The sequence below is a fragment of the Bradyrhizobium sp. 164 genome (assembly GCF_023073715.1).
In the GTDB taxonomy this organism is placed as follows: domain Bacteria; phylum Pseudomonadota; class Alphaproteobacteria; order Rhizobiales; family Xanthobacteraceae; genus Bradyrhizobium.
This window is the reverse complement of sequence record NZ_JADPKA010000066.1, coordinates 368,099-382,256: the sequence shown is the minus strand read 5'-3', so window position 1 is coordinate 382,256 and position 14,158 is coordinate 368,099. Positions and strand designations below refer to the sequence as shown.

Below are 14,158 nucleotides of genomic sequence, written 5' to 3'. Positions count from 1 at the left end.
TCCACTTATCGCGTGCTCTATCGCTCGACGGGGCTGAACGGTCGGCCGGTCTTTGTGTCCGGCGTCGTCATCGTTCCGCAAGGCACGCCCGCGCTCGGCCGACGTCCGATCGTTGCTTGGGCACATCCGACTTCGGGTATCGTGCCGCGTTGCGCCCCATCGCTCGCCATTTTTCTGTTTCAGCAGATCCAGGGACTTCGCTCGATGATCTCCCGTGGCTTCGTCGTTGCGGCGACCGATTATCCAGGGCTCGGTACGCCGGGCCCGCATCCTTATCTGGTCGGTGAGAGCGAAGGTCGAGCCGTGATTGATATTGTGCGCGCGGCACGCTCCGTTACCCGCGCAGGCGATGGCAAGGACTTCACGGTTTGGGGGCATTCACAAGGCGGGCAGGCCGCGCTCTTCGCCGGAATGATCGCAAACGCCTACGCTCCTGAGCTGAAGCTTCTCGGTGTCGCTGCAGCGGCCCCGGCAACGGACCTCGTGAAGCTGATGAGCGACGACATCAACACGATCGGCGGCAAGAACATCACAGCGATGACGCTTTGGTCGTGGCACCGAGTCTACGGAGCCGCCATAGACAACGTCGTCGATCCGCGCGCCATGCCTGCAATCGACAGGCTGGCGCAAGAATGCATCGAAGGCCCTTTCGACCTGATCGTCAGGCAGAGGACAGGGCGGCCACTCGAGCAATATTTCCTGGCCGTGCAAGATCCGAGCAAGGCAGAACCTTGGCGATCGCTTCTCGAACAGAACAGCACCAGGGTGCTCTCCCCTGAGATCCCCATCTTTCTTGCGCAGGGGGCCAACGACCAGGTCATCCAGCCCGCGGTCACGCAGGCCTACATGGACAAGTTGTGCAAAGCCGGCAGCAAGGTCAGGATGGTGATGTTGCCCGGTATCGGCCACGGACGCGCAGCCCAGGCGAGCGCGATGGCGGCGGTAAATTGGATGACTGACCGCTTCACGGGAAAAAGACCGCCGGACGATTGCGTCAGATAGGCTTGTCCAGAACGCCAAAGGAGTTGGTCAGCTCTTAGCTACGCCTTCAGCGTGCGGTGGCGTCCCAATTTTCGGCCGTTGCCCAGTAATCAGTAGCGGTCAAAACGTCTCGGTAATCTTGCCAGGCGATCGGCAGTTCGCGGCAGACCTATTCAGGACAACCTGCAGGATCGATCTCACGCGCTCGCAAAACGGCAATTCCTGTTATTAGCTCGTTTAAGCAGCGTCTCATTTAGAAGGCTGCCAAGTTTCGGGAAGCCGCCGAACAGTTGTTGGCGGTACTCAGCGAGACCTTCTAATGAAGCGCGTCAGGCAGGCTGAGGCTGCTTTGCAAATCAATGACTGGTTGGCCGCACCAGGGGTAGCGCCGCCTACTGCACTTGGGCAGGCAGCTGGCACGGCGAAAAGGCCATCTTATGAAGTTTCTGACCGACTATCTTGAGCGCGCGGTCCAGCTAAATCTGGCGATCAGCGAACCGGATTCAGCGTTGAAATTCAGCTGCTTCAACTAGCCGGGCCATATCGCGAGCTGGCCCAAAGCGGGCGAGGACTATGGGGCTCCCGCGGCCAAGTCGACCAAAAATCGTTTGGGTTGAAGACCGGAAGATCTTGGCCAGTGTCAGGAGCTGCGCGGCGAAACCCGCCGAGTGGAAAGAATCGCGGCCGCAGAAAAATCCGCTACTCAGACGTCGTTCGGGGGGTACGCGCCGCGGCCTCCAGTGATTTCTCTGGTGGCAAGCGCCTCAGGTCGCGGCGCCGCGATCGACGGCAAGATCTCGAAGAGCGCCACTAACGCACCCCAACGACGGCTCCCCGATCGTCAGAATGAGACTCATCTCGAGCATTGCCAGTGAAACACCGGGTGCGCCCGCTTAACCCCGCCGCTCAGTCCGCCAGCGCGGTCCGCCGGTCCGTTATTCGGCGCCGCATGGACGAGCTTCCTCGCGGGGTCTGCGGTTGTCACTCCTGCCCTGGCGGGAAGGAGCCACCGTGCCGGTTGCGGCGGCCCGTTCGCCTTATCCACCGTCAGTCCCAGCGTCCCAGCCTCAATCGCCGGCGTCGATCCTCGGTCCCTCAAAATCTGACCATGCGTCGGCGCCGCGCATGTGGTGCAGGTGAATTTCGGCCCGAAACCGGAGAGGCGGACATCGTCCGGGCATTGGTCGACCTCGGCCAGGGGATAGCCGGATCATGTGGCCGCAGCGGTAGGGCAGCGCGCGAGAGTCTTCGCGCCATGATCCGAACGCCCCAAATTACCTCTCGCGATTTCGTGCCGATGGAGGATCGAGTCCCCGGGAGCGGGCAGGCGGGCGCAAAGCGACAGCGGCGTGGGGCAAGTCAGCAGCGGAGTCCAGCAGCTTGCAAGCGCCTCCTTCGCTAAGTCTGTGGAGCAGCCTGAGTGGGAGCGGTGACCCTGGATTCTTGCGCCGCTTCTGAGGGTGCTTCTCGCGGCCTCCGGTTCTCAGCGGCAGTGATCAAGGATACACCGCGCCGGCCGTCGGAGCGCGCAATTGCGCCGCTACTAAGTGAGGTCGAAAGCAACGCTGTAATGGCCGGAGGTGTTACGGAGGCGAACCTGCCGCAAGCCTCTAAAAACTCGCGCCGATCGTCTTCTTCTTCTGAAGGTGACATCGTACGCCTCATAATTTTTTGAATATAGAAAGTTGGTCGATGGCAGAGTTAAGAGGTTCAATCACGAAATGTAACCACACTCCGTTGGGAATCGAAGTCCTCACATGCTGCCTGGGGCACAAACCATCAATTGCGATCTGAGTGCCCCATGAAGATCATCCTGGTTCGACGGATTCACAAGAGCACTTTAACCCCGCGTGCGATCAAGTTGGAGAGCACCAAGTGGCAAAAGCGACCAAGAGCAAGCGCAAAGAGTACACCAAGGACGATGTCAGGCTAATCAAGGCACATTCCAAGGCTCGCAGGCCGGTGGCCCAAGTTTCTAAGCTGATGAAGCGATCAGAGGGTTCGTTGAGGCAAAAGGCGCGTAGTCTTGGAGTTGGCTTGGGCCATCAGCGCTAACCTGGTGCAAAGAGATGGCAAGCCGCGTAGGCGGGTAGGTCCCTCATCGCTTGAGAAATATAGTCCGAGGGTTCGACGGCTGGACAAAGGCCCGATGGCACCAGAGCCGGGCCCGTCTTCGCGAACCTGCCGATCGGCGTCGGCGCGGTCGTGTCCCCGGTGGTGGTGTAGCTCGGTAGAGCAAAGCCGCCCGGACGCGCGCCGTCACATAGTGCCGTAGCGGGCGGGCGGCTTTGGGGTGGTCACCGGCAGTTCGCCGGTAGGGTCGGGTTGCTGACACCAACCTGATTCGAGGAACCACCGATGACCGATGAGATGATGAACCTCCGCACGCTCGTGGAGAAGACCCCTGATGCGGATCTACTGCGCGAGATGATCGGCTTTGCTGCCCAGCGATTGATGGAGCTGGAAGTGGAAGGCCAGACCGGGGCCGCCTACGGCGAGAAGAACCCGGAGCGTCTGGCACAGCGCAACGGCTACCGCGACCGGACCTGGGAGACCCGCGCCGGCACGGTCGAGCTTCGTATCCCCAAGCTGCGCAAGGGCTCCTACTTCCCGGGCTTTCTGGAGCCGCGCCGGATGGCCGAGAAGGCGCTCACCGCCGTGGTGCAGGAAGCCTATGTGCAAGGCGTCTCGACCCGCTCGGTGGACGACCTTGTTCAGGCCCTGGGAATGAGCGGCATCTCCAAGAGCCAGGTCTCGCGGCTGTGCGCGGAGATCGACGACAAGGTAAAGGCAATTCCTCGGCCGTCCGATCGAGGGCGACTGGCCGTATCTGTGGATCGACGCTACCTACGTGAAGGTGCGCCAGCAGGGGCGTATCGTATCTGTCGCGGTGATCGTCGCGGTCGGCGTCAGCAGCGACGGCCGGCGCGAGGTTCTCGGCATGGACGTCGGGCCCTCCGAGGCCGAGACGTTCTGGACGGCATTCCTGCGCAAGCTCGCCCGCCGCGGCCTGCGCGGCGTCAAGCTGGTCGTCTCCGACGCCCACGAGGGCATCAAGGCCACCGTGGCCAAGGTGCTCAACGCCTCTTGGCAGCGTTGTCGCGTTCACTTCATGCGCAATGCGCTGGCCCATGCCGGCAAGAGCGGCCGTCGCGTCGTCTCCGCCTTCATCGCCACCGCGTTTGCTCAGGACGATGCCGAGGCCGCTAAAATGCAGTGGCGCAAGGTCTCCGACCAGCTCCGTCCCAAGCTGCCCAAGCTTGCCGGCTTCCTCGACGAGGCCGAGACCGACGTGCTCGCCTACATGACGTTCCCACCGCAGCACCGGACCAAGCTGCACTCGACCAATCCGATCGAGCGGCTCAACGGTGAGATCAAGCGGCGCACCGAGGTGATCGGCATCTTCCCCAATGAGGACGCCATCGTCCGCCTCATCGGCGCGATCCTGCTCGAGCAGAACGACGAATGGGCCGTCCAGCGCGCCCGCTACATGACGCTGGAAACTATCGCTCCGTTGAGCGATGATCCAACCGTCAGCCTCCCGGCTATCGCCAGCTGACCAGTCCGGCTCTTGCCGGCGAACGCGGTCTCCCACCGCCAGTTACACCACGCTTAGGGACACGATCGAGTATTGCGCAAACACGGGTCGGAACGTGGCCGAGTGCTGAATCGCCCGTGCGAACCTCCGCACAGGCAACCGGATGGCTTCCCCTCCAACAATCACTGTGGTCCGAGAGAAGGTTGGAAGGGCCGAAACAATAAATCCGCTTACTACTCCTTCACTGCCCACGATTGTTGAGTCAACTTCGCGATCTTCGTCGACCGGAACGGCCAAGCTGACAAAATTTGGGCCGCAGGGAAAATGCAGCGCATCATTGGGATCCCCAGGGTGGGTTAAAACCTGGCCGGCAACGATTTGGCGGATCTCGAGGTAGGGCTGGATTAGCAGAAGGTCTTCATCGCTGAGATTTCGAAGAAGATTATTGGCCGGACGCGTGGTGGCGGCTTTATGCGCCGGAGGCGGTCGCATCATTTATCCGGAATGTTCTAGGACGATCGGCGCTTTCACCTTAGTTCCACAAACCGGAACTGACTGTGCAAATGTGCACACACGCGCGATTTGAGAGAGAGCTCGCCCCTTCTCCTGATGATTTCCAAAGAGAGCCACGCCTCCACTTCCGGGGCAGGCGTGGCCAAGGCGACAGGCGTGCGAAGGCGGCCGAGCTACTCGAGAACGTCAAGATCTGATAGATCGCGGGGGGCAGCCTGAAGGAGCCTCTCGAGCAGTGCGGTAGTCGCGGCACGACTGAAGAGATCGGCTGGGTACCGCCTGATGCTTTGCACGCGACTGATGCATTTTCAGGATTAAGGTGATCGTCCGCGTGGCCCTATTGGGCGAAGTCAACGATGGAGCGTGCGGCCCAGATCTAGCGCGATAACGGCGTATCGGCGATGTCGAGCAACGCGCCGAGCCCCTGACGCAGGCGGCGGGTCGCGACGCTATCGTTGGCAAGTCCAAACACTGCCAGCGAGCGCGCGGTGACACCGTAGGCGCGTCCGAGCTCGAAGTCCGTCATGGACGCATCCGGCTGGTTGGTGTCGATCAGGCTGAGCCAGCTGCGCCCGTCGGTGACCGCCGGCAAGATGAAGTTCACGATGTCATGGTGGGCGTTGTAGACCAGAAGCATCGTCGCATCCGAGCCGCGTCGCTTGATGCCGGTCTCCTGGGCGCGCCCGTCGAGCAGCATGCCAAAGCACTTGGCGTTGCCGTCCTGCCATTGCTCGTCGGTCATCTCTTCGCCGGACGGTGACAGCCAGGTCACGTCCTTGACGTCGAGTTCTTCATGGTGGGAGCCGATCAGGAACCGGCTGCGATAGAGGATCGGGAAGGCCTTGCGTGTCGCAATCAGCTTGCGCGTGAATTCACGAAGATTGCGGCCGTTTGCCGAGATACCCATCCAGTCGAGCCAGGTGGTCTCGTTGTCCTGGGCATACGCATTGTTGTTGCCTCGCTGAGTGTGTCCAAACTCGTCGCCCGCGAGCAGCATTGGCGTGCCGTGGGACAGCAGCATCGTCGCGAGCATGTTCCGCTTCTGGCGTTCGCGCAGCGCCGTGATCTCTTGATCGTCCGTGGCTCCTTCGGCGCCGCAATTCCAGGAATGGTTGTTGCTGTGGCCGTCGCGATTGTTCTCCCCGTTCGCCTCGTTGTGCTTTTCATTGTACGAGACGAGATCATTGAGGTTGAAGCCGTCATGCGCGGTGACGAAGTTGACGCTCGCCCATGGCCGCCGCCCCCGCTTGTTGAAGAGATCGCCGGACCCTGACACACGTTTGGCAAGGTTTGCCAGCGTGCCTTCATCACCCTTCCAGAAGGCGCGCACGGTATCCCTGAACTTGTCATTCCACTCGGCCCAGCCGGGCGGAAACTGGCCGACCTGGTAGCCGCCAGGGCCGATGTCCCAAGGCTCTGCGATCAGCTTGACGCTGGACAGCACCGGATCCTGACGGCAGGCGTCGAGGAAGCCACCGCCTTCGTCGAAGCCATAGGGCTCGCGCGCGAGGATGGTGGCCAGGTCGAAGCGGAAACCGTCGACCCGCATCTCCGTCGCCCAATAGCGCAGGGAATCCGCAACCAGTTGCAGCACCCGTGGGTGGGAGAGGTTCACCGTATTTCCGGTGCCGGTATCATTGATGTAGTAGCGCTTCTGGTCCGGCAGCAGGCGGTAATAGCTGGCGTTGTCGATCCCCTTGAACGACAAGGTCGGGCCGAGTTCGTTGCCTTCCGCCGTGTGATTGTAGACGACGTCGAGGACGACCTCGATGCCATGGGCATGGAACTGGTTGACCATTTCCTTGAATTCGTTCGCGAACGGCGTCCTCAGGTAACGCGGCTCTGGCGCGAAGAAGGCAATGGAATTGTAGCCCCAGTAATTGCGCAGGCCCTTGTCGACCAAGTAGCTATCGTCGACGAAGGCATGGATCGGCAGCAGCTCCGCACTGGTGATCCCGAGCAAGCGCAGATACGCGGGGATTTCCGAATGCGCGAGGCCGGAGAACGTGCCGCGGTCTGCCTCGGGCACCAGCGGATGCAGCTGCGTAAAACCCTTGACGTGCATTTCGTAGACGATCGTCCGCTCCCACGGTACCTCGGGTTTGCGCGCCGCGCCCCAGGTGAACGCGGGGTCGATGACGCGGCACTTCTGCATCAGCGGCGCGCTGTCGCGCTCGTCATAGGAGAGGTCCTTGTCGGCGTGATCGAGCTGGTACCCGAACAGCTCGGGCGCCCAACGCAGTTGCCCGACCAGCTGCTTGGCATACGGATCGAGCAGGAGCTTGTTGGGATTGAAGCGGTGTCCGGCGTCAGGCTCATAGGGTCCATGGACGCGATAGCCGTAGACGGTGCCGGGACGGGCCGAGGGCAGATAGCCGTGCCAGACCTCGTCGGTGTATTCCGGAAGCTCGATCCGCTCGAGTTCGGTTTCACCGTTGTCGTCGAACAGGCAGAGCTCGACATTGGTGGCGTGGGCCGAGAACAGCGCGAAATTGACCCCGAGGCCGTCCCAGGTGGCGCCGAGCGGAAACGGTTTGCCCTCGGTGATACGGGATCGGCGGAGGCTCGACGCCGCCCGCGTCAGGGCGTCGTCCGATTGCGTCTTTTGGTCCATGTCTGCCCCCGATGACAATCCGGTCAGGATGTCGGCGCTGGTGTGGGTATCTCGGTTGCGGCCTGCTCGGTGGCCGCAGCCGAGGCGATCACGGCCGCGGGAGGTACGTCGGCCGGCTTGGCCGGCGGGTTGGCGCGCTGCTTGGCGACTTCCTTGCTGATCGCGGAGATCGAATTGCCGATACGCTCGGCGATCGCGGTCAGCTCGGCATCGGACAGACCCAAACGTTTTCTCACGAGGCGCATTTGAGTGCGGTCGGTCAGGTCGAGCTTGTTGCGAATCGGTTTTGGCGTCGAGCGGCGCATGGTGGCAACTCCTGTGTGTTGGTCGTAACAGTCGCCTGATCATTCCGTTCCAGCGGGTAGCAAATGGCGTTAGCTGGTCGCGCTTATCTCCAGACCGGCGGAAGGTATGGGCATCCGGATCGCCTCTTCGGTTGCGGGTTCACGGTGGCAGGGCTCGGATCGGCTGTGGCTGGCGCGAACGCCTGTGGCGAGGAACGAATGCACGCACGCCAGCTTTTTCCTGCGCAGGCATCCTTTCAAGCGATCGTAACGACCGACCCATCGCGGTTCGCCGAGGCATGCCCAACTCCGTGCATGGGCGCGAAAGGGAAAGATTTGATTCAGAGACTGGGAATTGCCGGACAGGCCCGGCGACACGGTGCTTACATCGTCGATCAGGGGATAAGCTTCAACCTCTGGGCCCCGACGGCTCGCTCGGTGGAGTTGCTGGAGGTGGGGCGACCGCCACAGCGGATGGTGGGCGATGACGACGGCTGGTACCAGCTGCTCAGCCCGACAGCGCATGTCGGCACGCGCTATCAGTTTAGGATCGACCAGGACCTCATCGTCCCGGATCCGGCCTCGTTCTTCCAGCCTGATGATGTCGGTGCGCCCAGCGAGGTGATCGATACGTCGGGGTTACGTGATGCCACCCTCTATCCGGGGCGGCCATGGGCGGACGCCGTGATCTACGAGCTGCACGTCGGCACCTTCAGCGAGGAGGGGACGTATGCCGGCGTCGAGAAGCGGCTGCCCCATCTGCGCGATCTCGGCATCACGGCCATCGAGCTGATGCCGATCAACGACGTCCCCGGCCGGCACAATTGGGGTTATGACGGCGTGCTGCTGAATGCGCCCAATGCTCGCTACGGCAGGCCGCAGGATCTCAAGCGGCTGTTGCGGGCAGCCCACGATCTCGACATCATGGTCTACCTCGACGTGGTCTATAACCACTTCGGACCGCAGTTGAATTATCTGCACAGCTACGCGGAGAATTTCTTCAACAAACGCCACAGCACCGGCTGGGGGCCTGCCGTCAACCTCGAGGGACGCGATGGCGCGTTCGTGCGCGAGTTCCTGATCGAGAACGCGCTGATGTGGTTGCGCGACTACGGCTTCGACGGGCTACGCTTCGATGCCGTTCATGCGCTGAAGGACGATTCCGAACGGCATTTCCTGGTCGAGCTTGCCGAGACCATCCGGCATGAATTGCCGGGCCGGCGCGTGCATCTGATGCTGGAGAATGAGGCCAATCAGGCGCACCTGCTGGACCGAGTGGACGGAGCCCCGAGATATTACGACGCCCAGTGGGGTGACGATTTCCACAATGCGCTTCATGTCCTGCTGACGGGAGAAGAGGAGGGATATTACCGCGCGTTTGCGGACAAGCCGCTCGAACACCTTGCGCGATCGCTCACGGAAGGTTTTGCCTACCAAGGCGAGATCTTCGCGCTTCATAACGAGCCTCGCGGCGAGCCGAGCGCCCATCTGCCGCCGGACGCCACGATCTTCTTCGCGCAGAACCATGATCAGATCGGCAATCGGGGTTTGGGCGAGCGACTATCAAAATTGGTGAGCCCGGAAAAGCTTTGCCAGGCGATGGCGTTGGTCTTGCTCAATCCGCACATTCCGATGCTTTTCATGGGGGAGGAAGCGGCTGTCGAAACGCCGTTCCTGTTCTTTGCAGACTGGACGGGACAAGCCGCCGAGTTGACGCGGGAAGGGCGGCGCAAGGAGTTTTCCCACTTCAAGGCCTTCTCGACGCCCGAAATGCGTGCCAGGATTCCAGACCCGTGCGACGAAACGACGTTTCAGGCCTCGAAGCTCGACTGGAATAGCATCGACCATTCTCCCGGGAGCGCCAAGTTTCGGACGCTGACGACGCAGCTGCTGAAGATACGGCACGACAAGATCGTACCTCTTATCAAACAGGGCTTCGTTTCGGCGCGACGTGAGCTACTGGGCCAGGATAGCGGCAGTGGCGGTGTGGACGTGCGCTGGCAGACTGAGAGGGGGGACATTCTGCAGATTGTCGCCAACTTTGGCGACCACCAGCTGCCCATGCCGGATTTGGTCGCAGGCGATTGCTTGTGGCGAGGAGTCCCCGCAGAATCGGGAGCGCTACTGCCAGGCGATATCACGGTACAACTTGGTCAGCTCTGAGACGCCAAAGGACGATGTTAGTGGGCAAGAGGGATCAAGGGCCTTGTCGATTTACACGCACTGAAGACGTCAGTGCCCTAAGTGGAACTTCGAGGTCCCAAATTTGCGTTCTCCGGCGGACTAGAGGGCATCCCACAGTGCTTTGCCCGCCCGGATGCGAGCTTCCGATGCGCTTCAGCCTGTTGCAAAGCTGTTCTTTCAGCCCGAGTCCGGCTCACCGCTCGCCAGCCGCCCGACCCGAATAGCCTATTCAAGATACTCTGTCAGCAATTTCACCCGAGTGCCGACGCGTTGGGTACTACTACACCCCGGGACGTGCGTCGCCCCTTGGGAGCGTCGATTTGCCGAATGGATGCTCGGCCGTCTCGCGACGCTGGCGCATGGCTTGCGGGTTCGCATCGAGGCACTGCTGCACAGCTGCAAAGTACATGTTCATGCTCCATCGTGTGCTGCCCTGAATTGCCCGATCCTTGGTGGGTCGGTCGTCAGCGTCGTATTGATGTTCAGCAGAAAACTGCCACGGCGCATCGATGTAGTTAGCGCCGCTGGCCGACATCGAACTTGTACGTCAATACCAGTTATGAAAAATTGCGACGCTTTTCATAGCCTAGACTTCTCCGACGTTTTCTGTTCCTCGCTAAGGCTCTCCATTCTGCTCTTTGCTTCCTTGATGTGGACTGCGGCTCGCCCCAGAGTAGCTCCTTCGGCTGTGAAGGAGGCCTAATCTTGAGACGGCGTGGTCCAGACCTCGAAGACGATATCGAAGTTGAACGTGGTGCAGCCGCAGATGAGTTGATGCCCCGCCATCTGTGTCGCCTCCCATTTGCGCAGCGGTTGACCTGCACCATCACGGAGGCCTGTGAAGTGAACTCGGGCGCACTAAGTTTTATGAACTTATCGGGGATGGTCGAGTGGCCAAGAGTTGGACGACGTTTTTCATCTGAGGCTGCGAAGTCGCTGTCAAAATTCCATAACATCCGATTTGCGAATGTCCGGAGTTCGCGCAAAGCGGACTAGAGTCGCCCAGGCGGCCGAAGGCCGCCCGGAGTCACTCCTCGCGGCAGGCTATTGCGGCGCGGGAACCGCGACAACTATTGCTCAACTTCGCTCGCCGCCGACAAGGTAGGCTGTTCGCGCATCGCTGGCCGGTAGCGCTTGGTTAGTTTGGCTATCCGGATTTTCGTGTGGATCCGCGGACGGATTGACGTTTTTCGAGCTGACTTGCGAGAGGGACGAGAATTAGCAAGAATCGCCACGGTTGGACGACGCAAGTCGGCTGCAGGTGAGACGCGCGGTCCGAGCGGTTGGCTGGCGCGGACAGGGCACGGCTCAAAGGCGCCGATATGCGCCCACTATCGCAGTAGGCTTCAGCGTCGACGGCGAAAACCGCTTGGCGAATTGACGAATGTCAGTGCGAGCTTGCGGAAACCCAAAGAGCATGCCGTCTGTTGCCTTGCGCACAATTCACTAAGCGGCGCGCGGTTTGGGGATCAGATCGCGGATCTTCAATGCCTTGATCGCGGTCGAACGCTAAACCGGTACCTCCTTTTGCTGATCGCACTCGGGGGCGAAGCGGCATCGCCGAGGGAAGACGATGATGAATATTGAACGATATACCGAGCGCTCGCCCGGTTTCATCCAGTCCGCGCAGTCGCTGGCGATGCGCGAAGGTCATCAGCAGTTTTCCACCCTGCATCTGCTGAAGGTCCTGCTGGATGACAGCGAGGGGCTTGCTGGCGGTCTGATCGACCGCGCCGGCGGCGATTCCCGTGCAATCCTGAAGGCGACCGAGGATGCCCTGAACAAGCTGCCAAAGGTCTCCGGCTGCGCATGGTGAAGAAATAGGCGATCAGCTCCTGGATCATGATGCCCCAGAGCAGGGTGCCGGTGAGGACGAAGATCTCCTTCTCCTCATTGGGAATGCGCCGCGAATCCAAGATGTGGAAGACTCGCATTGATAATAGGCCGCATGGCAGCGGGGCTGCCGCTTTGAGAAAGAGTGCTGTGTGGGACGCGTGCGGAAGCTCCTGGGAAGTGGCCCAGGGAGCATTTCCTGCTAGTTGCTGAGCTTGATGAAGTTCGGGAACTTGACGTCGACCGTGGCGACGTCCTTGGGCCAGACCGCGCTCTGCTTGCCGTTCTGCCATTGCAGCATCAGGCCGGTGATCAAGCCCTTGCCATATTTTATCGAGTGCGTGAACGGGTCGTCCTTGCCGTAGAACTGGACGCGGCCAATGGTGCCTTCCCAGTCGGTCTTCTCCAGCGCAGCAACGAGCTTGTCCGCCTCGGTCGAACCGGCCCGTTTCACCGCATCGGCAATGTAATAGACCTCGTCATAGGCAGTGTAGCCGGCATACGACGGATAGTTACCGAACTTCTTCTTGAAGTTCTCCGCGAACGGCACCGACTTCGGCGTGACAGCCACACCCGGTCCCGAGACGCCCTGATAGAGGACGCCTTCCGCGGCCTGGTTGGTGTCCTTACCGAACGTTTCGTTGGTGGCTTGCGAGGAGATGCCGAACATCGGGATCGGCACCTGCTGGTTCTTCCACTGCACCGTCGGCTGCACACCGACATGGGAAATGCCGGTGATGATCACGTCGGGCTTGGAGCCCTCGATCTTATTGAAGATCGGCGTAAAATCGGTGGTGTCAGGGGAGAAGCGGATGTGGTCGAGCACTTTCAGCCCGATTTTGGGCAGGCATTCCTCGTAGCCGATGTCGAGCGGCTTGGTCCAGGCAGCGTCCTCGCTCATGATGACTGCTGTCTTCATGTGCATCTTGTCGACGAGCAAGTCCTTGGCGCCATCGCAAACCGAGAGCGCCAGGGCCGCCGAAGTCAGATAGCCGTGGAAGGTGTACTTGTTCTTCTCGTAATCGGCATGGACGCTCTTGCTGATCTCGTTGGAGGCAGCACCGGGCGTGACGAACGGTGTCTTCAGCCGCGAAGCCCACGGTTCCAGCGCAAGTACGACCTCGCTGATGTAGCTTGCGATGACTGCGTTGACCTTGTCCTCGTTGACGGCACGCTGGAAGGCACGCACAGAATCCGCGGAAGAGGAGTGATTGTCGTAGGAGATAATTTCGATCTTGCGTCCATCGACGCCGCCATTGGCGTTGATCTCGTCAGCGGCAAGTTGCGCCGCCTGTGGGATGGAGGCGCCGGCGATCGCCTGCGCTTCCGCGATAACGCCGATCCGAAGTGGATCCGCCGCAAGTGCCGCGCCTGGTGCCGTCATCAGCACACTGGCCGCAGTACCAAGTGCTATTCGCAACGCAACAGAGAGTCTCTTTTTCATGTTGTTCTCTCCCTTCAACAGGCCTCTTGTGAGCCATTGGGGCGCGACTATAGCGGCCTACAGATTCTCGGCAAGTGAAACTGCATTCATGATTGCGGGGAGCGGCCTCGCATACTGGCATCCGAGAAGGGCGGCGCGACGAGTATTCAAGTGTGGTTGGACTTCCGAAACGAGCTCAGCGCACCTGACTCACGCCATCTCCCTCAGCGCGCTTTGGTCCGGAACGACCGCAGCATCTTGGCCAAGCCGGGAGCGGCGGCACTCAGCTCGTCCAGATGTATGCGCGAGAGCGATCGCAGCTTCTGCTCGCCCTTGGCCGTCAGCTTGACGAGAACGCGCCTTGTGTCCTCGGGATCGGCTTCCCGGCCGATCAGCTTGAGTTTCGCCATGCGATCCACCAGCTCCACCGCCGTATGGTGCCGGATCAGGAGGAAGCCGGCGATGTCGCCAATGCTGGCGCCGCCGGGGCTGGCGAACCCCTTGATCGCCAGCAACGCCTGATGCTGCTGTGGCGTCAGCCCGGCGTTCTGGGCCGCGGCTTCGCTGAAAGCAAGGAAGGTTCGCAACTGGTAGCGGAATCGGGCTAGCGCCGCGTAGTCGGCCTCACGCATCGCGCCGCCCTTGGCGGGCACGCCATGCGCCCTGCGTCCAGTCTTCCGCTTTGATTCAGCCATTCCTGCCTTCGACGTCAGCCCGCCGGCGAAGCGGTCGCTGCCGAGACTATCAAGGAAGGACGGCGGGACCAATCGGCGGGGCCGCGGATGCAC

At 61.1% G+C, this 14,158-nt stretch carries 7 protein-coding genes and 3 pseudogenes; 4 read left to right on the top strand and 6 right to left on the bottom strand.

All coding sequences use genetic code 11. The features are described 5' to 3' along the window. The first annotated feature begins 12 nt into the window (after positions 1 to 12). Both IVB01_RS21885 and IVB01_RS21880 read left to right on the top strand, forming a co-directional pair. A complete protein-coding gene (locus IVB01_RS21885) occupies positions 13 to 1,002 on the top strand; it encodes an alpha/beta fold hydrolase (RefSeq protein WP_247494879.1) in 990 nt (329 codons plus the stop codon). Positions 1,003 to 3,339: 2,337 nt separating this feature from the next. Continuing rightward, positions 3,340 to 4,540, top strand: a pseudogene (locus tag IVB01_RS21880) (IS256 family transposase). A gap of 868 nt (positions 4,541 to 5,408) precedes the next feature. On the opposite strand, the gene glgX reads toward IVB01_RS21880, so the two are convergent. Together glgX and IVB01_RS21870 are read right to left on the bottom strand one after the other, a co-directional pair. Beyond that, complete coding sequence (gene glgX / locus IVB01_RS21875; RefSeq protein ID WP_247494878.1) at positions 5,409 to 7,646, bottom strand: glycogen debranching protein GlgX; 2,238 nt, start codon at positions 7,644 to 7,646, stop codon at positions 5,409 to 5,411. A 23-nt stretch (positions 7,647 to 7,669) separates the two neighbouring features. Then, a complete protein-coding gene (locus tag IVB01_RS21870; protein ID WP_247281206.1) occupies positions 7,670 to 7,951 on the bottom strand; it encodes a DUF3606 domain-containing protein in 282 nt (93 codons plus the stop codon). A 198-nt stretch (positions 7,952 to 8,149) separates the two neighbouring features. Here IVB01_RS21870 and treZ point away from each other — a divergent pair, with 198 nt between their 5' ends. Further along, complete coding sequence (gene treZ / locus IVB01_RS21865; protein ID WP_247494877.1) at positions 8,150 to 10,093, top strand: malto-oligosyltrehalose trehalohydrolase; 1,944 nt, start codon at positions 8,150 to 8,152, stop codon at positions 10,091 to 10,093. 301 nt (positions 10,094 to 10,394) lie between these two features. Here treZ and IVB01_RS21860 read toward each other — a convergent pair whose 3' ends face one another. After that, entirely contained in the window at positions 10,395 to 10,649 is a 255-nt protein-coding gene (locus IVB01_RS21860; protein ID WP_247354600.1) for a hypothetical protein, read from the bottom strand. A 1,041-nt stretch (positions 10,650 to 11,690) separates the two neighbouring features. Here IVB01_RS21860 and IVB01_RS21855 point away from each other — a divergent pair. Continuing rightward, positions 11,691 to 11,918, top strand: a pseudogene (locus IVB01_RS21855) (Clp protease N-terminal domain-containing protein); the annotation flags it as partial. On the opposite strand, the pseudogene IVB01_RS21850 reads toward IVB01_RS21855, so the two are convergent. From IVB01_RS21850 to IVB01_RS21840, 3 genes and pseudogenes are all read right to left on the bottom strand, one after another. Next, positions 11,914 to 12,024: pseudogene (locus tag IVB01_RS21850) on the bottom strand (branched-chain amino acid ABC transporter permease); the annotation flags it as partial. The pseudogenes IVB01_RS21855 and IVB01_RS21850 sit on opposite strands and share 5 nt — an antisense overlap. Before the next feature lie 125 nt (positions 12,025 to 12,149). Continuing rightward, positions 12,150 to 13,391: an ABC transporter substrate-binding protein gene (locus IVB01_RS21845; RefSeq protein ID WP_247419080.1), complete on the bottom strand. Its 1,242-nt coding sequence runs from the start codon at positions 13,389 to 13,391 to the stop codon at positions 12,150 to 12,152. Between the two features lie 203 nt (positions 13,392 to 13,594). Beyond that, the gene (locus IVB01_RS21840; RefSeq protein ID WP_247298728.1) at positions 13,595 to 14,065 is read right to left on the bottom strand and encodes a MarR family winged helix-turn-helix transcriptional regulator; all 471 of its coding nucleotides are present in this window, start codon (positions 14,063 to 14,065) and stop codon (positions 13,595 to 13,597) included. Positions 14,066 to 14,158: the final 93 nt, after the last annotated feature.